At 64.6% G+C, this 20943-nt stretch carries 18 protein-coding genes and 1 pseudogene; 7 read left to right on the forward strand and 12 right to left on the reverse strand.

Features of this window, described 5'->3' with window-relative positions:
- Window positions 1-295: 295 nt before the first annotated feature.
- The 5 genes from tgt to coaD all read right to left on the reverse strand — a co-directional run bounded on the left by tgt (window position 296) and on the right by coaD (window position 4146).
- A complete protein-coding gene (tgt, locus tag QZ753_RS01470) occupies window positions 296-1435 on the reverse strand; it encodes a tRNA guanosine(34) transglycosylase Tgt (protein ID WP_294640563.1) in 1140 nt (379 codons plus the stop codon).
- Window positions 1432-2511, reverse strand: a complete 1080-nt coding sequence (queA, locus tag QZ753_RS01475; RefSeq protein ID WP_294640565.1) for a tRNA preQ1(34) S-adenosylmethionine ribosyltransferase-isomerase QueA — start codon at window positions 2509-2511, stop codon at window positions 1432-1434. Before queA ends, tgt begins: the two co-directional genes overlap by 4 nt.
- A 10-nt stretch (window positions 2512-2521) precedes the next feature.
- Entirely contained in the window at window positions 2522-2992 is a 471-nt protein-coding gene (locus tag QZ753_RS01480) for a peptidylprolyl isomerase (RefSeq protein WP_090959217.1), read from the reverse strand.
- Window positions 2993-3091: 99 nt separating this feature from the next.
- Entirely contained in the window at window positions 3092-3631 is a 540-nt protein-coding gene (locus QZ753_RS01485; RefSeq protein ID WP_294640568.1) for a peptidylprolyl isomerase, read from the reverse strand.
- 20 nt (window positions 3632-3651) lie between these two features.
- A complete protein-coding gene (gene coaD / locus QZ753_RS01490) occupies window positions 3652-4146 on the reverse strand; it encodes a pantetheine-phosphate adenylyltransferase (RefSeq protein ID WP_294640589.1) in 495 nt (164 codons plus the stop codon).
- Between the two features lie 195 nt (window positions 4147-4341).
- Here coaD and QZ753_RS01495 point away from each other — a divergent pair, with 195 nt between their 5' ends.
- Window positions 4342-4470 carry a hypothetical protein gene (locus tag QZ753_RS01495; protein WP_294640570.1) on the forward strand — a complete coding sequence of 43 codons (129 nt, stop codon included), beginning with the start codon at window positions 4342-4344 and terminating at the stop codon, window positions 4468-4470.
- A 53-nt stretch (window positions 4471-4523) separates the two neighbouring features.
- Here QZ753_RS01495 and gyrA read toward each other — a convergent pair whose 3' ends face one another.
- Window positions 4524-7280: a DNA gyrase subunit A gene (gene gyrA, locus QZ753_RS01500; protein ID WP_294640572.1), complete on the reverse strand. Its 2757-nt coding sequence runs from the start codon at window positions 7278-7280 to the stop codon at window positions 4524-4526.
- 214 nt (window positions 7281-7494) lie between these two features.
- Between gyrA and QZ753_RS01505 the strand changes: the two genes are divergently transcribed.
- On the forward strand, window positions 7495-8127 hold the full coding sequence (locus QZ753_RS01505) for a MarC family protein (RefSeq protein ID WP_294640574.1): 633 nt from the start codon (window positions 7495-7497) through the stop codon (window positions 8125-8127).
- Between the two features lie 15 nt (window positions 8128-8142).
- Here QZ753_RS01505 and ssb read toward each other — a convergent pair whose 3' ends face one another.
- On the reverse strand, window positions 8143-8685 hold the full coding sequence (ssb, locus tag QZ753_RS01510) for a single-stranded DNA-binding protein (RefSeq protein WP_294640575.1): 543 nt from the start codon (window positions 8683-8685) through the stop codon (window positions 8143-8145).
- A gap of 316 nt (window positions 8686-9001) precedes the next feature.
- On the opposite strand from ssb, the gene uvrA reads away from it, so the two are divergent.
- Window positions 9002-11878: an excinuclease ABC subunit UvrA gene (gene uvrA, locus QZ753_RS01515; RefSeq protein ID WP_294640577.1), complete on the forward strand. Its 2877-nt coding sequence runs from the start codon at window positions 9002-9004 to the stop codon at window positions 11876-11878.
- 2 nt (window positions 11879-11880) lie between these two features.
- Here the strand turns inward: uvrA and QZ753_RS01520 are convergent, their stop codons facing one another.
- Both QZ753_RS01520 and QZ753_RS21020 read right to left on the reverse strand, forming a co-directional pair.
- Complete coding sequence (locus QZ753_RS01520; protein ID WP_294640592.1) at window positions 11881-12819, reverse strand: NAD(P)H-hydrate dehydratase; 939 nt, start codon at window positions 12817-12819, stop codon at window positions 11881-11883.
- Between the two features lie 33 nt (window positions 12820-12852).
- A pseudogene (locus tag QZ753_RS21020) lies at window positions 12853-13353 on the reverse strand (NAD(P)H-hydrate epimerase); the annotation flags it as partial.
- A gap of 221 nt (window positions 13354-13574) precedes the next feature.
- Between QZ753_RS21020 and QZ753_RS01530 the strand changes: the two are divergent.
- Window positions 13575-13913, forward strand: coding sequence for a P-II family nitrogen regulator (locus tag QZ753_RS01530; protein ID WP_055884870.1), 339 nt, complete (start codon window positions 13575-13577; stop codon window positions 13911-13913).
- A gap of 59 nt (window positions 13914-13972) precedes the next feature.
- Window positions 13973-15382, forward strand: coding sequence for a type I glutamate--ammonia ligase (gene glnA / locus QZ753_RS01535; protein WP_055884867.1), 1410 nt, complete (start codon window positions 13973-13975; stop codon window positions 15380-15382).
- Window positions 15383-15765: 383 nt separating this feature from the next.
- On the opposite strand, the gene QZ753_RS01540 is transcribed toward glnA, so the two are convergent.
- A complete protein-coding gene (locus QZ753_RS01540) occupies window positions 15766-16806 on the reverse strand; it encodes a glutamine synthetase beta-grasp domain-containing protein (protein ID WP_294640581.1) in 1041 nt (346 codons plus the stop codon).
- Between the two features lie 360 nt (window positions 16807-17166).
- Here QZ753_RS01540 and QZ753_RS21025 point away from each other — a divergent pair, with 360 nt between their 5' ends.
- The gene (locus QZ753_RS21025) at window positions 17167-17352 is read left to right on the forward strand and encodes a DUF2735 domain-containing protein (RefSeq protein WP_367171479.1); all 186 of its coding nucleotides are present in this window, start codon (window positions 17167-17169) and stop codon (window positions 17350-17352) included.
- A gap of 6 nt (window positions 17353-17358) precedes the next feature.
- Here QZ753_RS21025 and QZ753_RS01545 read toward each other — a convergent pair whose 3' ends face one another.
- Window positions 17359-18297: a glutaminase gene (locus tag QZ753_RS01545; RefSeq protein WP_294640583.1), complete on the reverse strand. Its 939-nt coding sequence runs from the start codon at window positions 18295-18297 to the stop codon at window positions 17359-17361.
- Between the two features lie 36 nt (window positions 18298-18333).
- Complete coding sequence (locus QZ753_RS01550) at window positions 18334-19230, reverse strand: hypothetical protein (RefSeq protein ID WP_294640585.1); 897 nt, start codon at window positions 19228-19230, stop codon at window positions 18334-18336.
- A gap of 215 nt (window positions 19231-19445) precedes the next feature.
- Between QZ753_RS01550 and QZ753_RS01555 the strand changes: the two genes are divergently transcribed.
- On the forward strand, window positions 19446-20943 hold a 1498-nt coding region (locus QZ753_RS01555), incomplete at its 3' end, for a DNA topoisomerase IV subunit B (RefSeq protein ID WP_294640587.1).

The following is a 20943-nucleotide window of genomic DNA, read 5'->3' on the forward strand; positions in this document are numbered from 1 at the left end:
TCCAAGCATGCCAAAAGCAAACTCGAAAAAACTCGTCCGACACTCTCAGAAGGCGCAAAACCGAGCCAGTCAGCCATACCCCCCAGATACCCGAGGAACACAACCGCTAGCCCAACTTCCCGGCAGATCATCCAGTGTGCGTCTGCACCCCGTCCAACCCGCCCCGGCGCCACCGCCGTCGTCGATGAACGCCTTATAGGGGGAGCCACCGACGAAGGTCAACAGGGAAATGCGAGGGGGAAGGAAAAAGTGTCTGGCGCCTCTCAGCGAGGCTTCCTGGCCTCGCGCGGGGCCTTCAGTTGCGAGGTGCTCCCCTCGCCTCCTCGCCCTTCGCCCATCCTTCGGTGGTTTCGGCGACAAAGTCAGCGAAACGTCCAGCCTCGATAGCCCGCCGAGCGGCGGCCATCAGCGTCTGATAGTAGGCAAGATTATTCCAGGTCAGCAGCATTGCGCCGAGAGTCTCCTCCGTGCGGACGAGATGGTGGAGGTAAGCCCGCGCGTAATCGCGGGAGGCCGGGCAGTCAGAATGTTCATCGAGCGGCTGGGCATCTTCGGCGTGTCGCGCATTTCTAAGATTGATGCGCCCGAAGCGTGTGAAGGCAAGTCCGTGTCGTCCGGCTCGGGTTGGCATCACGCAGTCGAACATATCGATGCCGCGGGCGATCGACTGAAGAAGATCGTCCGGCGTGCCGACACCCATCAGGTAGCGCGGCTTCTCCGCCGGCATCACCGGAATGGTCTCTTCGAGAATGCGCAACATCACGTCCTGCGGCTCGCCGACGGCGAGGCCTCCGACGGCATAACCTTTCAGGTTCATGGCGCGCAGGCGTTCCGCCGAACGGACCCGGAGATCCACGACATCTCCGCCCTGCACGATGCCGAACATCGCCTTGCCCGGTTGGTCACCGAAGGCGATCGCGCAGCGTTCGGCCCAACGCAGTGAGAGTTCCATCGCCCGCTCGACCTCCGGGCGTTCGGCGGGCAGTCGGATGCACTCGTCGAGCTGCATCTGGATATCGCTGTCGAGAAGCCCCTGGATCTCGATCGAACGCTCGGGCGTCAGTTCGTGCACCGAACCGTCGACGTGGGATCGGAACGTGACCCCCTTTTCGGACATCTTCCGCAGGCTGGCGAGCGACATCACCTGAAACCCGCCGGAGTCCGTGAGGATCGGATAGGGCCAGCGGGCAAACTCATGCAACCCACCCAAGCGTGCGACGCGCTCGGCACCCGGACGCAGCATCAGGTGATAGGTATTGCCGAGGATGATATCCGATCCGAGATCCCGAACCTGATCGAGATACATTGCCTTGACCGTCGCGGCCGTCCCCACCGGCATGAAGGCGGGCGTGCGGATTTCCCCGCGCGGCATTTTGATGGCCCCGCGACGGGCCAGACCATCGGTCGCGGATACGTTGAACTGGAATTCGGTCAAGCGCTGCGCTCCAGGAGACAGGCATCTCCGTAGGAATAGAAACGATAACCGCCGGTGATCGCGTGATCGTAGGCGGCGCGCATCCGGTCGAGCCCGCTGAACGCCGATACCAGCATGAACAGCGTCGAACGCGGCAGGTGAAAGTTCGTCATGAGCGCGTCGACGGCGCGGAACTGGAAGCCAGGGGTGATGAAGATGTCGGTCGCATCCGAGAACGGTTCGATCCGTCCCGTCGCCCGCGCTGCGCTTTCCAGGAGGCGAAGCGACGTCGTGCCCACGGCGACGATCCGGCGTCCCTCGTCCCTTGCAGCCTGCAGTCGCTCGGCCACGTTTCTCGTCACGACACCGATCTCACTGTGCATCCGGTGCTCGGTCGTGTCGTCCGCCTTGACCGGCAGGAACGTGCCGGCGCCGACATGCAGCGTGACGTACTCCTGCGCCACGCCGTACTGATCGAGCCTTTCCAGAAGCTCCGGCGTGAAATGGAGGCCCGCCGTCGGTGCGGCGACCGCCCCTTCCTCGCGAGCGAACACCGTCTGGTAGTCGCGCAGGTCGGCGTCATCGACGGCACGCTTCGAAGCGATGTAGGGCGGAAGCGGTAAGTGTCCGACCGTCGCGATGGCGGCGTCGAGTTCGGGACCCGCCAGAGCGAACAGGAGGTCGATCTCGCCACCTTCCCCTTTGTCGAGGACGACGGCTTCGAGGCGGGCACCCGCCGCCGTGCCGGACGAAAATTCGATGAGATCGCCGACCTTGATCCGCTTGCCCGGCCGCATGAAGGCCTTCCAGCGATCGAGCGCGACGCGCATGTGCAGCGTCGCATCGACAGGCACGCGGGACGATCCATCCGGGCCGACCCGGACGCGCTCGCCGGTCAACTGGGCCGGGATGACCTTGGTGTCGTTGAAGACGAGGACGTCGCCGTCGCGCAGGAGATCCGGCAGATCGCCGACGCGACGATCCGTGAGAGGACCCAACGCGGGGACATGAAGAAGCCTGGCGGATTCGCGCGGAAGAGCGGGTCGCAAGGCGATCCGCTCCTCCGGCAGTTCGAAGTCGAAGAGATCGACTTGCACGGTAGCCTTGTCAGATGTCCGCGGCGACGCGCATGGTGGTGATCGAGTCGGGATCGCGGACCGGCTCGCCACGCTTGATCTTGTCGACGGCGTCCATGCCCTCGACGACCTCGCCCCAGACCGAATACTGGCGATCCAGCCAAGGCGCGCGCTCGAAGCAGATGAAGAACTGCGAGTTGGCGCTGTTCGGGTTGGCCGTGCGCGCGGCCGACACCGTTCCGCGCTTGTGCGGCTCGGCCGAGAATTCCGCCTTCAGGTCGGGCTTGTCAGAACCACCGGTGCCGGTGCCTGTCGGATCGCCCGTCTGGGCCATGAAGCCATCGATCACGCGATGGAACACGACGCCGTCGTAGAACCCCTCGCGAGCGAGCTCCTTCACGCGGGCGACGTGGCCCGGCGCGAGATCGGGCCGCAGCTTGATGACGACCTGCCCCTTCGTCGTTTCCAGAACCAGCGTGTTCTCAGGATCTTCGAACGCCATTGTGCGTCTCCTATCAATGACGGAGGGCGATCCGACAGACTCGGATCGCCCAGATGCTTGCGTGAATGGATGAAGCGCCTTGCGGTTGCAAGGCCGATATCAGCGGGTCTCGACCTTCACCATCTTGTCGGGGTTCTCGACGGTGCCGTTGTTCGCCTCGTCGCCCTTCTTGATCTTGTCGACGACGTCCATGCCCTTGGTCACTTCGCCGACCACCGTGTACTGGCCGTTCAGGAAGTCGCCGTCGGCGAGCATGATGAAGAACTGGGAGTTGGCGGAGTTCGGGTCCTGCGCGCGCGCCATGCCGACCGTGCCGCGCTTGAACGGCGTGTCGGAGAACTCGGCCTTGAGGTCCGGCTTGTCCGAGCCGCCCATGCCGGTGCCGGTCGGGTCGCCGGTCTGGGCCATGAAGCCGTCGATCACGCGATGGAAGACGACGCCGTTGTAGAAGCCTTCCTTGGCCAGCGCCTTGATCTGCTCGACATGCTTGGGCGCCAGATCGGGGCGAAGCTTGACGTCGATCTCGCCCTTGTTGGTCTCGATGACGAGCGTGTCGCCGGCGACGGTCTGGGCGTGCGCCGGAGCGATCGCGGACATCGCAACGGCCGCGAGAAGACCAAGGGTCGGAAGAAGTTTCATCGTCGAACTCCAGGCAGCCCTCAGGGAGAGAAGAGCTTGCGTTTCAGGGCGGCGGCGACGTGCTCCGGTACGAAGGAGGTTACGTCCCCGCCCATTTTGGCGATCTGGCGGACTAATGTGGCCGTAATGGGCCTCGTCGCAGGCGAAGCGGGCAGGAAGAGCGTCGTCAGTTCAGGCATCAGGCTGCGGTTCATCCCGGCCATCTGCATCTCGTAGTCGAAGTCCGTCGCATCCCGCAGACCGCGCACGAGGGCAGTCGCCTTCTGTCGGCGCGCCTCTTCCACCACGAGATCGTCGAAGAACGAAACGCGGACCTGCGCAGCGTCCGGTCGACCAGCGAGACTACCGATCACCAGATCGGCTCTCTCCTGCGCCGAAAACAACGGTGTCTTGCCAGGGTGGACGCCGATCGCGACGACCACCTCTTCGAAGAGCCGCGCTGCCGTCTGCAGGACGTCGACGTGCCCGAGTGTCGGCGGATCGAAGCTTCCAGCGTAGAGAGCGATCCGCGTCATGACGACTTGATAACCATAGGACACGATCGCTGAAGTGGGTTGAAACGGCACGGGGCGCGATACCAGATTGAGAAGGATTCACACCGCAAGATACCCACGAACGTTCGCGCGGCGTGAGCGCGAATCGGAGCGATCCAGCGATGGAACGATTCGTCAACCATTCACGTTATGGCGTTGTATTTCGGAGGGAAATCCATGCTGTTCCTCGCCCTGTCGCTCGCGATGGTCGCTTCTCTGTCCACCACTACCGTGATCGCGATGCACAATGAAGCGAGCAAGCAGCGCGCTCGCGCCTTCGCCCGCAAGCCGAAGATCCTCGGGTGATCGCAGTCTGCGGCAGGACGGCACCGAGCCGCCGCCGCAGTCGACCTTCATCCTCACTCGCCGGACGGTTCCGATGTCTCGCCCGAAGCCTCGGCCAGAGCCGGCTCTTCGGTCCCCTGGTCGGGGATGCGCTCGACAGAGACGACCCGCTCGTTGTCCGCCGTATTGAAAATCGTCACGCCCTTGGTCGCACGACCAGCGATGCGAATGCCCTCGACGGGAACGCGGATCATCTGACCTCGGTCCGAGATCATCAGAACCTGATCGCCGGATTCGACAGGGAACCCAGCCACAAGACGTCCGATATCACCGACCCGTCCAAGATCCGTCGCGCGAATGCCCTTGCCGCCCCGCCCGCTGGTGCGGAAGTCGTACGATGACGAGCGTTTGCCGAAGCCTAACTCGCTGAGCGTGAGGACGAACTCTTCGCGTGCGCCGAGATCGGCATAACGTTCCGCGGAAATCGACACGCTCTCCGCGGCTTCCTCGTCCGCCACGTCCTCGGCGACATCGCCTTCGACTGCGCGCCGCTTGCGCAGATAGTCTGCGCGCTCTGCCGGGGTCGCCTCGACGTGACGCAGGATCGCCATCGAGATCAGACGATCGCTTTCACCGAGCGCCATGCCGCGCACGCCGATCGAGTTCCGGCCGGTAAAGACGCGCACGTCCGTGACCGGGAAGCGGATGCAGAGCCCCGCCGACGAAACGAGGAGCACGTCGTCGTCTTCGCCGCAGACGGCGACGGCGAGGATTTCGTCTTCTGCCTCTTCCAGCTTCATCGCGATCTTGCCGTTGCGGTTCACCTGGGTGAAGTCCGACAGCTTGTTGCGACGGACCGTTCCCTTGGTCGTCGCGAACATCACGTTCAGCCGCTCGGCCGCCTCCTCCTCGTTCGGAAGCGGCAGGATCGAGGTGATGCGCTCGCCCTTCTCGAGGGGCAGCATGTTCACGAGCGCCTTGCCCCGCGACTGCGGCGTGGCCAGCGGCAGGCGCCAGACCTTCTCCTTGTAGACGATGCCACGAGAGGAGAAGAACAGAACCGGCGTGTGCGTGTTGGCGACGAAGAGCCGGGTGACCGAATCCTCCTCGTCCTTCAGCGACATGCCCGAGCGTCCCTTGCCGCCGCGCCGCTGGGCTCGATAGATGCTCAGCGGCACGCGCTTGATGTAGCCGCCATGGCTGACGGTCACGACCATGTCCTCGCGCGGGATCAGGTCCTCGTCGTCGAGGTCGGCTGCGCCTTCGAGGAGCTGCGTGCGGCGAGGCGTCGCGAACTCCTCGCGCACGGCCGTCAGTTCGTCCTTGATGATCTCGCGCACGCGCACCCGCGAGGAGAGGATCTCGAGGTAGTCGCGGATCTCGTTGCCGATCGTGTTCAGCTCGTCGCCGATCTCGTCGCGTCCGAGCGCCGTGAGGCGCTGGAGGCGGAGGTCGAGGATCGCGCGGGCCTGTGTCTCAGAAAGCCTGTAGGTGCCAGCGTCGCTGATACGATGGCGGGGGTCGTCGATGAGGCGGATCAGCGGCGCGACGTCCTTCGCCTCCCACTCCCGCTCCATCAGCTGCTCGCGGGCCGTCGTCGGGTCGGGCGCGTGGCGGATCAGCTTGATGATCTCGTCGATGTTGGCGACCGCGATCGCGAGGCCGACCAAGACGTGCGCCCGCTCGCGGGCCTTACGCAGGAGATATTTTGTGCGGCGCTGTACCACCTCTTCGCGGAACGCCACGAAGGCGGACAGCATGTCGAGCAGGTTCATCTGCTCCGGCTTGCCGCCGTTCAGCGCCACCATGTTGGCGCCGAACGTCGTCTGCAGGGGCGTGAACCGGTAGAGCTGGTTGAGGATCACGTCGGACGAGGCATCGCGCTTGCACTCGATGACGACGCGGTAACCCTCGCGATCGCTCTCGTCGCGGATGTCGGAGATGCCCTCGACGCGCTTTTCGCGCACCAGGTCGGCCATCTTCTCGATCATCGACGCCTTGTTCACCTGATACGGGATCTCGGTGATGACGATCGCCTCGCGGTCCCCGCGCATCTCTTCAATGTGCACCTTGCCGCGCATCAGGATCGAGCCGCGCCCCGTGGCGTAGGCGCTCTGGATGCCCGCGCGACCGAGCACGATGGCGCCGGTCGGGAAGTCGGGGCCCGGGATGATGTCCATCAGGTCCGGGAGCTGCAGCGCGGGGTTGTCGATCAGCGCAATGCAGCCGTCGATCAGTTCGCCGAGATTGTGCGGCGGGATGTTCGTCGCCATGCCGACGGCGATGCCGCCCGAACCGTTGAGGAGGAGGTTCGGAACGCGGGCCGGAAGCACGACCGGCTCCTGCTCGCGGCCGTCGTAGTTGTCCTGAAAGTCGACCGTTTCCTTGTCGATGTCGGCCAGGATCGCATCGGACACCTTCTCCAGCCGGCATTCGGTGTATCGCATGGCCGCCGGTGGATCGCCGTCGATCGAACCGAAGTTGCCCTGTCCGTCGATCAGCGGCGCACGCAGCGAAAAGTCCTGCGCCATGCGGACGAGCGCGTCGTAGATCGAGGCGTCGCCATGCGGATGATACTTACCCATCACCTCGCCGACGACACCCGCCGACTTGCGGTAGGACTTGTTCCAGACGAGACCCATCTCGCTCATCGCGTAGAGCACGCGCCGATGCACCGGCTTCAAACCGTCGCGTACGTCGGGAAGCGCGCGGCTCACGATCACGCTCATCGCGTAGTCGAGATAGGAGCGCTGCATCTCCTCGATGATGGAGACCGGCTCGATCCCCGTCGAACGCTCGGGCTGGATGGAATCGGGAGGAAGATCGGACAAGATGAAATCCTGGGCAGAATGTACTGCCCTTATATAAGGAACCGGCACATCGACGCAAATCGACGCGCTCGCAATTCGGCCTAAAGATCAATAAGTTGGCAGGTAGCCCGCAAATAATGGTCGCAGGTTCCGTACAATCCGCCGCCCGCCCGTCGCACCGGCATCCCTACGACGCTATGAGAGGAGGATTTTCAGAGACGCGCGGAGCCCGCCAATGATCGAGACGCTGCTCAACGGCTTCGCCACGCTGTTCGTCATCATCGACCCGATCGGGCTCGCCCCGATCTTCCTCGGGCTGACGGCGGGGCTTTCGCGGACCGAGCGTGCGCGCATCGCGCGCAACGGCTGTCTCATCGCTTTCGCGATCCTGGCCGTCTTCGGTCTCGCGGGCTTGAGCGTTCTGACGGCGCTTGGCATTTCGCTCGGCGCCTTCCGTGTCGCCGGTGGCTTGTTCCTGTTCTGGATCGCGTTCGAACTGGTGTTCGAAAAGCGGAAGACGCGCAAGGAGAAGGATGCGCAGACGGCCATGACCGAGCACGAAGCCGGAGAGATCGCGGCCGTACCGCTTGCGATCCCGCTGATGGCCGGACCCGGCGCGATCTCTGCCGTGATCCTTCTGTCCGGTGAGCTGCCCTCGGCCGCGGGACAGGGAAGCGTGCTGGCCGTCGTCGCCATCACGATCTTCGTCGCCTACCTGTTCCTGCGCGCGGCCGACCGGCTGGAGCGCCTGATGGGACATACGGGGCGAGCCGTGGTGACGCGCCTCCTCGGCGTTCTACTGGCGGCCCTTGCGGTTCAGTTCGTCAGCGACGGGGTCAAAGCGCTGTTTCTCGTCCCCGCCGCCTGAAAGAGCATCCGGCGATCAGAACGGGATTTCGTCGTCCATGTCGTCGGACGGGCGACCACCGCCGCCGCCGCCGCCATATCCACCGCCGCCGCCGCCCGAGCTGCGACCGCCGCCGCCACCGCCGCGGCCGTAGTCACCGCCGCCGCCGGAGCGTCCGCCCGAGCGCTCGCCGCCGCCATCGTAGGACGGGCCGCCGCCCTCGCCGCCGCGGCCACCGAGCATCTGAAGCTCGCCGCGGAAACGCTGCAGCACCACTTCGGTCGTGTACCGCTTCTGGCCCTGCTGGTCCTCCCAGGAACGGGTCTGCAGCTGACCCTCGATGTAGACCGTCGAGCCTTTCTTTAGGTACTGCTCGGCGACCTTCACCAGGTTCTCGTTGAAGATCACAACGCTGTGCCACTCCGTGCGCTCCTTGCGCTCGCCGGAGGCCTTGTCGCGCCACGTCTCGGAGGTCGCGATCCGCAGGTTCGCGATTGCATCGCCGGAGTTCAGGCGCTTGATTTCGGGATCGGCGCCGAGATTTCCGACGAGGATGACCTTGTTGACGCTACCCGCCATTCTTCTTCTCCGTATGAACGCTCGTCGCGCGGACACTAGTGGCATTGCATCCGGCACGATACCGCCGGAAACGTCGATCCCCAGCCTTCTTCGGGACTGGGTACGGTGACATGGATTGCCGCCCCGCCCGATTCTGTCTAGAACAAAATGGGAACTTGGCGGAGCCGGTGCCAGTCCGATGAGACCGGGTCTTTGATTCTTCGCGTGCCTTGCCGATATGGGCTCTGGGCTGGAACGGAAAACCGGCGGGGCGGGCGAACCCAATCCGCCGGTTTTCCATTCAAGCCCTCGTATTCGACACAGTGCGGCGAACTCCATGAAGAACGTCATCTCCATTCGCGGCGCTCGCGAGCACAATCTTAAGAACGTCGACCTCGACCTGCCGCGCGACAAGCTGATCGTGATGACGGGCCTGTCCGGATCGGGCAAGTCGTCGCTCGCCTTCGACACGATCTATGCCGAAGGGCAACGTCGCTACGTCGAAAGCCTTTCGGCCTATGCCCGCCAGTTTCTGGAGATGATGCAGAAGCCGGATGTCGATCAGATCGACGGTCTTTCGCCCGCCATCTCGATCGAGCAGAAGACGACCTCGAAGAACCCGCGCTCGACGGTCGGCACGGTCACCGAAATCTACGACTATCTGCGATTGCTCTTCGCCCGCGTCGGCGTGCCCTACTCGCCGGCCACCGGCTTGCCGATCGAGAGCCAGACGGTCAGCCAGATGGTCGACCGCATCATGGTGCTCGAAGAAGGAACGCGGCTCTATCTGCTGGCCCCGATGATCCGCGGCCGCAAGGGCGAGTACAAGAAGGAGCTGGCCGAACTTCAGAAGAAGGGCTTCCAGCGCGTTCGCATCGACGGCGAGTTCCACGACATCGCCGATGCCCCGACCCTCGACAAGAAATTCAAGCACGACATCGACGTCGTCGTGGATCGCATCGTCGTGCGTGGGGACATCAAGTCGCGTCTCGCCGACAGCCTGGAGACGGCACTTCGGCTTGCGGACGGTCTGGCGGTCGCGGAGTATGCCGACGGCCTTGGCGACGACGGCAAGCCGCGCCAGATCCTGTTCTCCGAGAAGTTCGCCTGCCCCGTCTCGGGCTTCACGATCCCCGAGATCGAACCGCGCCTGTTCTCCTTCAACAATCCGTTCGGCGCCTGCCCGCGCTGCGACGGTCTCGGCTCGCAACAGCAGATCGACCCGAAGCTCATCGTTCCGGACGAGAACTTGACGCTGAAGGGCGGCGCCATCGCGCCTTGGGCGAAGTCGACATCTCCTTATTACGGCCAGACGCTTGAGGCGCTCGGCCGCGAATACGGGTTCAAGCAGACCGAGCGCTGGTCGGCGCTGTCCGAGACCGCGCGCAACGCCATCCTCAACGGGACCGGCAAGACCAAGATCGAGTTCCGCTACAACGACGGCATGCGGTCATACTCCACCACAAAGACCTTCGAGGGCATCGTTCCCAATCTAGAGCGGCGCTGGAAGGAGACCGACTCGGCATGGTCGCGCGAGGAGATCGAGCGCTACATGTCGGCAACCCCCTGCCCCGCCTGTGCCGGTTACCGGCTGAAGCCGGAAGCGCTGGCGGTCAAGGTCGCTGGGCTTCACATCGGCGAGGTCAGCGAGCAGTCGATCCGAAACGCGCGCGACTGGTTCGAAGCGCTGCCCGAGAAGCTGACGCAGAAGCAGAACGAAATCGCGGTCCGGATCCTCAAGGAAATCCGTGAACGCCTGCGCTTCCTGAACGACGTGGGCCTCGAGTACCTGACGCTTTCGCGCGCATCCGGCACGCTGTCCGGCGGCGAGTCGCAGCGGATCCGGCTTGCCTCGCAGATCGGCTCGGGCCTGACGGGCGTCCTCTACGTTCTGGACGAGCCCTCCATCGGCCTGCATCAGCGCGACAACGAGCGGCTTTTGGCCACGCTCAAGCATCTGCGCGACATCGGGAATACGGTGATCGTCGTCGAGCATGACGAGGACGCGATCCTGATGGCCGACCACGTCGTCGACATCGGTCCGGCGGCCGGCGTCCACGGCGGTCAGATCATCGCCTCGGGCACGCCCGCCGAGGTGATGGCGCATCCCAACTCGCTGACAGGCGCCTATCTCTCCGGCGCCAAGGGCGTGCCGGTGCCGGCCAAGCGGCGCAAGTCGCAGAAGGGCAAGGCGATCAAGGTCGTCGGCGCGCGCGGCAACAATCTGAAGAACGTCACCGCCGAAGTGCCGATGGGTGTCTTCACCTGCGTCACCGGCGTGTCGGGCGGCGGCAAGTCGACCTTTCTCATCGAAACGCTGTTCAAGGCTGCCGCGCGTCGCATCTCCGGTGCGCGCGACGTGCCGGCCGACCACGACCGCGTCGACGGGCTGGAACTTCTCGACAAGGTGATCGACATCGACCAGTCGCCGATCGGCCGCACGCCGCGCTCGAATCCGGCGACCTACACCGGTGCCTTCACGCCGATCCGCGACTGGTTCGCTGGCCTGCCGGAGGCGAAGGCGCGCGGCTACCAACCGGGTCGATTCTCGTTCAACGTGAAGGGCGGCCGCTGCGAGGCCTGCCAGGGTGACGGCGTCATCAAGATCGAGATGCACTTCCTGCCCGACGTCTACGTTACCTGTGACGTTTGCCATGGCAAGCGATACAATCGCGAGACGCTGGAGGTGACCTTCAAGGAAAAGTCGATCGCCGACGTCCTCGACATGACCGTCGAGGAAGGCGTCGAGTTCTTCTCCGCCGTCCCGGCCGTCCGCGACAAGCTGGTGACGCTCAACGAGGTCGGCCTCGGATATATCAAGGTCGGACAGCAGGCGAACACCCTGTCCGGCGGCGAAGCGCAGCGCGTGAAGCTGGCGAAGGAGCTGTCGCGCCGGGCGACCGGCCGCACGCTCTATATCCTCGACGAACCGACGACCGGACTGCACTTCCACGACGTCGCCAAGCTCTTGGAAGTGCTTCACGAGTTGGTGGAGCAGGGCAACACGGTCGTCGTCATCGAGCACAATCTCGAGGTCATCAAGACCGCGGACTGGGTAATCGACATCGGCCCCGAAGGCGGCGACGGGGGCGGCGAGATCGTCGCGACGGGCACGCCGGAAGCCTTGGTGAAGGTGCCCCGCTCTTACACCGGCCGTTTCCTGAAGGACCTCCTAGAGCGCCGTCCGATCGCGAAGGCTGAAGCCGCCGAGTGACGTCAGCCGCCCCGCAATGCGCCGAGTTCGGCGTGAACGCGGGGCAGCATCTGCGGCAAATCCTCGGAGATGAGGCCCGGCCCGAAAAGTTCAGCCGCACGTCCGTGCATCCAGACCCCGGCGCAGGCCGATTCGAAGGTCGGCGTTCCCTGCGCCAATTGGGCCGCGACGATGCCGGCGAGTACGTCGCCCGTCCCGGCCGTCGCGAGCCATGGTGTCCCGGTCGCGTTGATCGCGGCCCGGCCGTCTGGCGCGGCGATCACGGTGTCGGCGCCTTTCGACACGATGACGGCTCCGGACACAAGCGATGCGGCTTGCGCGGCATCGAGCTTCGAGAGCGACGGATCGGCTGCGATCTCTGGAAAGAGACGCTTGAATTCTCCGGCGTGCGGGGTGAGCACGATGTCTGCTTCGCTCGCTTTGGAGTGGGTGAAGAGCCGGTCGGGCTCCTCGGCGAACGCTGAAATCCCATCCGCATCGAGGACGAGATGGCGGCCGGCCTGCAGGACCATCGTCGCGAAGGCTCGTGCCCGCCCGGCGTCGCCGAATCCCGGACCGAGGACGAAGGCGTTGAAGCGCGTGTCCTCCAATAGCGTGGCGAGATCGCCCTCCCCGTCGCAGCCGCGCAGCATGATGGCGGTGACCTGAGCTGACAGACCCGCAAGCGCATCTCGCTGACCAAGAAGCGTCACGAGCCCGGCACCGCCGCGTAGCGCGGCCGCTGCCGCCAGGCGCGCCGCGCCGCTCTTCTCCAGCGGTCCGGCGAACACCACCGCATGGCCTCGGTCGTACTTGTGCCCTGCCGACGACGGATGGCGCAGCCGGTCGAGCCATAGCATGGGTTCGTTCGCATCGGCTGGCGTCGGCACCTCAACCCAGACGCGGTCCGGTATACCGATCTCCGCGACGATCAGTTCTCCCACATGAAGGCGGCCGGGCATCAGGAGGTGACCGAGGCGCCGCCTTTGGAAGGTGACGGTCCGACGAGCCTTGACGGCCGCGCCGAGGACCGCCCCCGTTCTCGCATCGATGCCGCTTGGAATGTCGATCGAAAGAACAGGCGATCCGCTTTCTGCAAGACGCCGAACGGCTTCGCAGCAGACCGCGTCCAGCGGGCGACGGAGACCCGTTCCGAAAAGTCCGTCGATCACGAGGTCGCAAGGCTCCCCGCTGAAGGACTGCAGCGGCAGATGTGCGCCTTCGCTGGCTGTAACGCCATAGGCGTAGACAATCACCGCGAACCGCTCGGAAAGGAGTTCTGCCGCCTTGCGAGCATCGGCTCCGTTCATGCCGGGCCCCGCCCAGACGGCGATCCGGGCACCATCCTGGAGGCCGGTCGCCGCGACCTCGGCGACCCGAGCTCCCGCATCCGCCACAAGTGTCTCGATCGAGACACCCGCCTGCGCTGCGAGGGCGTCCGCCCGCTTGACGCCCCTGTCGTCGAGAAGAGCGGTCGGCGATCCCGATAGAAGCATGTTGCTGAAACTCTCGTCAGATGCCCATCAATTAAGCGGAACCTGCCGCAAGGATGCCCGGGCGACGAGGACTGTTCGCTGGTTTTCGCGCCAGTCATCCGATACACATCGCTCAGGCATTTGCCGCATCGACTCGGCCGGGCTATCGGTCTACACGCTGCCTGGCCGGGAGCAGACGGTCATCCGTCCGAGGGCGGGTACGTAGGGGGAGACGGACTTCGGTGAAGAAGGTCGAAGCGATCATTAAACCCTTCAAGCTAGATGAAGTGAAGGAAGCCCTTCAGGACGTCGGCCTCCAGGGGATCACCGTTATCGAAGCCAAGGGCTTCGGGCGGCAGAAGGGCCACACGGAGCTCTATCGCGGCGCCGAGTACGTGGTCGACTTTCTCCCCAAGGTGAAGATCGAGATCGTTCTCGCCGACGAGGCGGTTGAAGGCGCGGTCGAGGCGATCCGCAAGGCGGCGCAGACCGGTCGCATCGGCGACGGCAAGATCTTCGTTTCGCATGTCGAGGAAGCCGTGCGCATCCGCACCGGCGAGAGCGGCGTCGACGCCATCTGATTTCCGGCGATCATCCGGACAGCCACACGAGCACAGTCGTCCATTCGGAAAGGACTCTCATGACTTCGGGCAACGATATTCTGAAGCAGATCAAGGACAACGACGTCAAGTTCGTCGACCTTCGCTTCACGGACCCCAAGGGCAAGCTCCAGCACGTCACGATGGACCAGACCATCGTCGACGAGGACATGTTCTCGGAAGGCACGATGTTCGACGGTTCGTCGATCGCCGGCTGGAAGGCGATCAACGAGTCCGACATGACCCTGATGCCGGACCCCGAGACGGCGCACATGGACCCGTTCTTCGCCCAGTCGACGATGGTCCTCTACTGCGACATCCTCGATCCGGTTTCGGGCGAGAGCTACAACCGCGATCCGCGCGGGACCGCCAAGAAGGCCGAGGCCTACCTCAACCAGTCCGGTATCGGCGACACCGCCTATTTCGGGCCGGAAGCCGAGTTCTTCATCTTCGACGACGTCCGCTATAAGGCCGACCCGTACAACACCGGCTTCAAGCTGGACTCCACCGAGCTGCCGTCGAACGACGACTCGGAGTACGAGACGGGCAACCTCGGCCACCGGCCGCGCGTGAAGGGCGGCTACTTCCCCGTCCCGCCAATCGACAGCTGCCAGGACATGCGTTCCGAGATGCTGACGGTCATGGCCGAGATGGGCGTGGCGGTCGAGAAGCACCACCACGAGGTGGCGGCCGCACAGCACGAGCTCGGCATCAAGTTCGACACGCTGGTCCGCAACGCGGACAAGATGCAGATCTACAAGTACGTGATCCATCAGGTCGCCAACGCCTATGGCAAGACGGCGACCTTCATGCCTAAGCCGATCTTCGGCGACAACGGCTCAGGCATGCACGTGCACCAGTCGATCTGGAAGGGCGGCAAGCCGACCTTCGCGGGCAACGAGTACGCCGGCCTGTCCGAGAACGCGCTGTTCTACATCGGCGGCATCATCAAGCACGCCAAGTCGCTGAACGCCTTCACCAACCCGTCGACGAACGCCTTCAAGCGTCTGGTGCCGGGCTACGAAGCGCCGGTGCTTCTCGCCTACTCCGCGCGTAACCGCTCGGCGTCGTGCCGTATTCCGTTCGGCCAGTCGCCGAAGTCCAAGCGCGTCGAGGTCCGCTTCCCGGATCCGACGGCGAACCCCTACCTCGCCTTCGCCGCCATGCTGATGGCCGGTCTCGACGGCATCAAGAACAAGATCCATCCGGGCGCCGCCATGGACAAGGATCTCTACGATCTGCCGCCCGAGGAGCTGAAGGAAATCCCGACGGTCTGCCGCTCGCTCCGCGAAGCGATGGAGAGCCTGGATTCTGACCGCGACTACCTGAAGGCCGGTGGCGTGTTCGACGACGACCAGATCGACGCCTTCATCGACCTGAAGATGGCCGAGGTCCTGCGCTTCGAGATGACGCCGCACCCGGTCGAGTTCGACATGTACTACTCGGTCTGATCGGTTCCGATCAGCAACGAACTGAAGGCCCCGGTGCGGATCGCGCCCGGGCTTTTTCATAGGGGCTCGGCAGCAAGCGCAGCGGGGCGACAGTGGCGACTTGGGAGGGCGAGCGCGACTGCCGTCGCCAATGCGATCTCGATCCGTTCGTCGCAAACTCACCTCGGGCTGGACCTTGCGAGGAAGAGCGCCGCGCGCGATCGTCGCCGGCTCTTCAACCGCATCGACCAAGCTTCACGAACGCATCGAATACTCGCTGCGAAGATCCAGGGGGCGTTGACCCGTCTCTCTCGGTGCGCCCCATCCTTGAAGCCGCCCCTGGAAAAAGAAAGGCCCGGCGGATCACTCCGCCGGGCCTTTCCCGAGTCCGTTGTCCCGAAGGCTCAGGCCGCCGCAGAAACCTGGGCGCCGAGCGGCACCTCGGAGATCGTCTTCAGAACCTGGCTGGCGATCTGGTAGGGGCAGCCCTGCGAGTTGGGGCGGCGATCCTCGAGATAGCCCTTGTAGCCGTTGTTGACGAACGAGTGCGGCACGCGGATCGAAGCACCGCGATCGGCCACGCCGTAGGAGAACTTGTTCCAGGGCGCGGTCTCGTGCTTGCCGGTAAGGCGAAGATGGTTGTCCGGGCCGTAGACGGCGATGTGCGCGTCGAGGTTCTTCTCGAAGGCGGCCATCAGCTGCTCGAAATACTCCTTGCCGCCGACCTCACGCATGTAGGCCGTCGAGAAGTTGCAGTGCATGCCCGAGCCGTTCCAGTCGGTATCGCCGAGCGGCTTGCAGTGCCACTCGATGTCGATCTCGTACTTCTCGCAGAGACGCTGCAGCAGGTAGCGGGCCATCCAGATCTGGTCGGCGGCTTTCTTGGAGCCCTTGCCGAAGATCTGGAATTCCCACTGACCTTTCGCCACTTCGGCGTTGATGCCCTCGTGGTTGATGCCGGCGGCGAGGCAGAGGTCGAGATGCTCCTCGACGATCTGGCGCGCGATCGAGCCAACGTTCGAATAGCCCACGCCCGTATAATAAGGGCCCTGCGGCGCGGGATAGCCGCTCTCCGGGAAGCCGAGCGGGCGGCCGTTCTTGTAGAAGAAGTATTCCTGCTCGAAGCCGAACCAGGCGTTCTCGTCATCGAGGATCGTCGCGCGGGCGTTCGAGGCGTGCGGCGTGACGCCATCCGGCATCATGACTTCGCACATGACCAGCACGCCGTTGGTGCGGGCCGGATCGGGATAGACGGCGACCGGCTTGAGGACGCAATCAGAGCTGCGACCCTCGGCCTGCATGGTCGACGAGCCGTCGAAGCCCCAGAGCGGCAGCTCTTCCAGCTTCGGGAACTCCGAGAATTCCTTGATTTGCGTCTTGCCACGAAGATTCGGCACCGGGGTGTAGCCGTCGAGCCAAATGTATTCGAGCTTGTACTTCGTCATCCCACTTCTCCAAAGCGCTGGCCGGTTCCCGAGCGCATCGCATGGCGCACGGCCAGTCCCAGCCTGCCAACCATCATGCATATCCCGTGCCAGTTTGCCCGTGTCGTGCCGAGGGCGGGTAGAAAAGTCGTCGAAACACTCTAGGCCGACGCGTCTCTCCCGCTCGTCTCGACGTTTCAGATCTGATCGAGCGGACGATGTCGGATGAAAGATGATCTTCAGCCCTTCGCCGCATCATGACGGTTTCGTGTCGACTGCGGTCGGCGGCCCTTCCATCTGATGAAAATGAGTGCATATTGCATATGGAATGAGCAGGCCGCGATGCTGAAGAACGCGGCGCTCCGATAGGAGGAGATCGCAATGGAACGCAATCCGCTCTCTCCAACCGCAACCATTCTCGCATTTCCCGTGGGCGGCCGACGGGAGGCACGGCTCTGGGGCGCCGCCCCCCAGGATAGGGCCGCAGTTCGCGAGGTCATCGTGGACTGCGATGCGTGGTATCATCAGGCGGCGATGGATGAGACGGAGCCACGCGGCAACGCCTGACGCCTGTCAGGCGCCGAAGATCGAGACGCCCGAACGCTTGGCGAATGTCTCGAGCGCGATCCGCCCGAGATGGGAGTTGCCCGCGGCGTCGAGACCCGGCGACCACACCGCGATCGATGCCTGCCCAGGGACGATCGCCAGAATGCCGCCGCCGACGCCGCTCTTTCCCGGCAATCCGACCCGATAGGCAAATTCGCCCGATCCGTCGTAGTGGCCGCACGTGAGCATGATCGCGTTGATGCGCCGGGCCCGTTCGGCCTGGATCACCGAGAGGCCGGTGCCGGGATGGCGTCCGGAATGGGCGAGAAACCGGCCTGCGAGTGCGAGCTGCCGGCAGGACATGGCGATGGCGCAGTGGTGGAAGTAGACGCCGAGCGTGAACTCCACCGTGTTTTCGATCACGCCGAACGACTTCATGTAGTTGGCGAGCGCCATGTTGCGGAACCCCGTCCGCTGCTCGGAATCGGCCACTGCCTTGTCGATGGTGATGGACGGGTCGTCCGACAGGAAGCGCATGAAGCGCAGGATCTCGCCCAACGCCTCGCGCGGCTTGTGACCCGACAGGATCACGTCGGTCACCGCGATCGCACCCGCATTGATGAAGGGATTACGCGGCACGCCCTTCTCGTTTTCCAACTGCACAATCGAGTTGAAGGCGCTGCCAGACGGCTCTCGTCCGACCTTTTTCCACAAGCGATCGCCGGCAATGCCGAGGGCGAGCGTCAGCGTGAAAACCTTCGAGATGCTCTGGATCGAGAACGCTGTGTCGGCATCGCCGGCTGAGGCCACCGTGCCGTCCGGCAGCGCGACCGCCATTCCGAAGTAGCCGGGGTCGACCGCGCCGAGTTCGGGGATGTAGTCCGCTACACGACCGCGATCGGGTCTTGCGCGCATGTCGGCGGCAATCTCCGACACAAGCGACTGTAGCTCTGGTCCTGCGATCAAGGGCTGCTCCCGCTAGGAACGACGTTTCGCGCGGCGTTAGCGCGCAGCGACAGGGCTAGCGCTGGCTGCGATCCAGTTCAACGTGTCGCGCCAGTCGACCATGCGGATCGGGGTGCCGTGATTGCCGTCGTCGAAACCGATGAAGCGGATGGGATCTGTCGGCCAGCGCTTGCGGACAGCTTCATAAGCGGCAAGCTGCCGGTCGAACGCGTAGACCTTATCCCGCGTCCCATGCGCCATGAAGATCGGCAGCGAGCCTCCTCTTGCGCGGCGCGTGGCCTCGAAGCGTTGCGGGTTTGAGTCCGACCCGAGGAGAATCATGGCATCGATGCTGGCGACTGCCGGGCCGGTTGCGACCGTCCAACAGATCTGCCCGCCCATCGAGGCGCAGGCGAGGATCAGTTCGGGCGAATCCGCCTCACTTTTCAGCTGCGCGAGAAGAGCACCGATCCTCTGGGCATCGTCGTCGCCGAGTCGCCCTGCATCGACCGTGACGTAGCTGCCGCCACTTCGAACCAAGAGGTTCTTCAGCCGATTGAAGTTGCCCCCGAACGTCCAGTCGTTGAGCCCCAGCCGCCGGTCCCCGTTCCGGCCATGGACGAACACCAGCGTCGGCCGGCCCTTGGATGACGAGCCGACCTGCGCGTAGCGCAACGGTCCCTTCGGCGTCGTTAGATGCTTCTCCACCGCCTCAACGTCGCGGCCGAGTTCGACGTACTGGCGACGGACGCGTCGTTCGGGCACCTCGTCGCGGCGGTCGATATCCCGGGCCTCGTTGTAGGGCACATCGAGACGACGTCCGCCGTCGAGCGAAGCGACCGGCTCGGGGTAGCCGAACAGATCGTCCTTGAACGGCGGGAGTGGTGCCGCCACGGCGGAGCCGGCGAGCGCCAGTCCCAGGCAGGAACCGATGATCCGGATAGGCTGGCGCATGGATGTCTCCACTCATTGCCGTTGAGCGCAGTGTAATCGTAACCGGCCGTCGCGAGACGTTGCGGCGATGCGTCATGTGCGGGATAAACGCGCGTCGGTTCTGGCATCCGGCGGCGCTGAGCGGTGAGAATACTTGCAGAACATCGATCGAAAGGCTACCTCGACAGCATGCTGACACACGCCCGCGCGTGGCCTGTCGAAGGCCGGATGACCCTATGAGCCAGGATCTTTTCGCCGGGGCGCGTGCCGCGTCCCGCCCCGTTTCCGACCGCTCCGTACGGGCGCCGAAGGCGACACCGCCGGTCGTCGTCCCTGCCCCTTCGACGGACTACACGGCGGCCGACATCGAGGTGCTGGAAGGCCTTGAGCCCGTGCGCCGTCGCCCCGGCATGTATATCGGCGGCACCGACGAGAAGGCGCTGCACCACCTCTTCGCCGAGGTCATCGACAACTCGATGGACGAGGCCGTCGCGGGACATGCCAACTTCATTGAGGTGGCGCTGGAGGAGGACGGATCGCTTTCGGTGACCGACAACGGTCGCGGCATCCCGATCGATCCGCATCCGAAGTACCGCGACAAGTCCGCGCTCGAAGTCATCATGACGACGTTGCACGCGGGCGGTAAGTTCGACTCGAAGGTCTACGAGACCTCGGGCGGCCTTCACGGCGTCGGTATCTCGGTCGTCAACGCCCTTTCGGATGTGCTCGAGGTCGAGGTCGCGCGCAACCGCAAGCTCTATCGACAGACCTTCTCGCGCGGCCTGCCGACCAGCCCGCTGGCCGAGGTCGGCGAGGTCCAGAACCGGCGGGGCACGCGCGTTCGCTTTCATCCCGACGCGCAGATTTTCGGGGTCGGCGCGAAGTTCGAGCCCGCGCGCCTCTTCGCGATGGCCCGGTCGAAAGCCTATCTCTTCGGCGGCGTCGAAATCCGTTGGTCCTGCGCGCCATCGCTCTTGCCGGCGGACGGCAAGGTTCCCGCGCGCGCCAGTTTCCACTTCCCCGGCGGGCTCAAGGACTATCTGGAAGCCTCGCTCGAGGGGCAGACGCGGGTCACCGCTCAGAGTTTTGCGGGTCGCTCGGAAAAGGTATCCGGCCACGGCGCGGTCGAATGGGCCGTCTCGTGGACGCAGGAGGACGGTGCCGTCCGCTCCTACGTCAACACCATCCCGACGCCCGAAGGCGGAACGCACGAAGCGGGTCTCCGCGCCGTCCTGCTGCGCGGCCTGAAGGCCTTTGCCGAACTGTCCGGGAACCGGCGGGCGGCGAGCATCACCGCCGAGGACGTGATGATCACGGCATCAGCGATGCTCTCGGTCTTCATCCGCGAGCCCGAGTTCGTCGGCCAGACGAAGGACCGTCTCGCCACGGCTGAAGCTCAGCGCATCGTGGAAAATTCGATCCGCGATTCCTTCGACATCTGGTTGGCGTCGTCGCCGCAGGACGCTGCGCGTCTGATCGACTGGGTGGTCGAGCGGGCCGACGAGCGGCTTCGGCGCAAGCAGGAGAAGGAGGTCAGCCGCAAGACGGCAACGCGCAAGCTGCGCCTGCCCGGCAAGCTCGCCGACTGCTCGCAGACGGGCGCCGCTGGTGCGGAACTCTTCATCGTCGAGGGCGACTCGGCCGGTGGCTCCGCCAAGCAGGCGCGCGACCGGGCCCGCCAGGCGATCCTCCCCTTGCGCGGCAAGATCCTGAATGTGGCGTCCGCCGGACGCG

The organism is uncultured Aureimonas sp. (assembly GCF_913775355.1).
Lineage (GTDB): Bacteria > Pseudomonadota > Alphaproteobacteria > Rhizobiales > Rhizobiaceae > Aureimonas.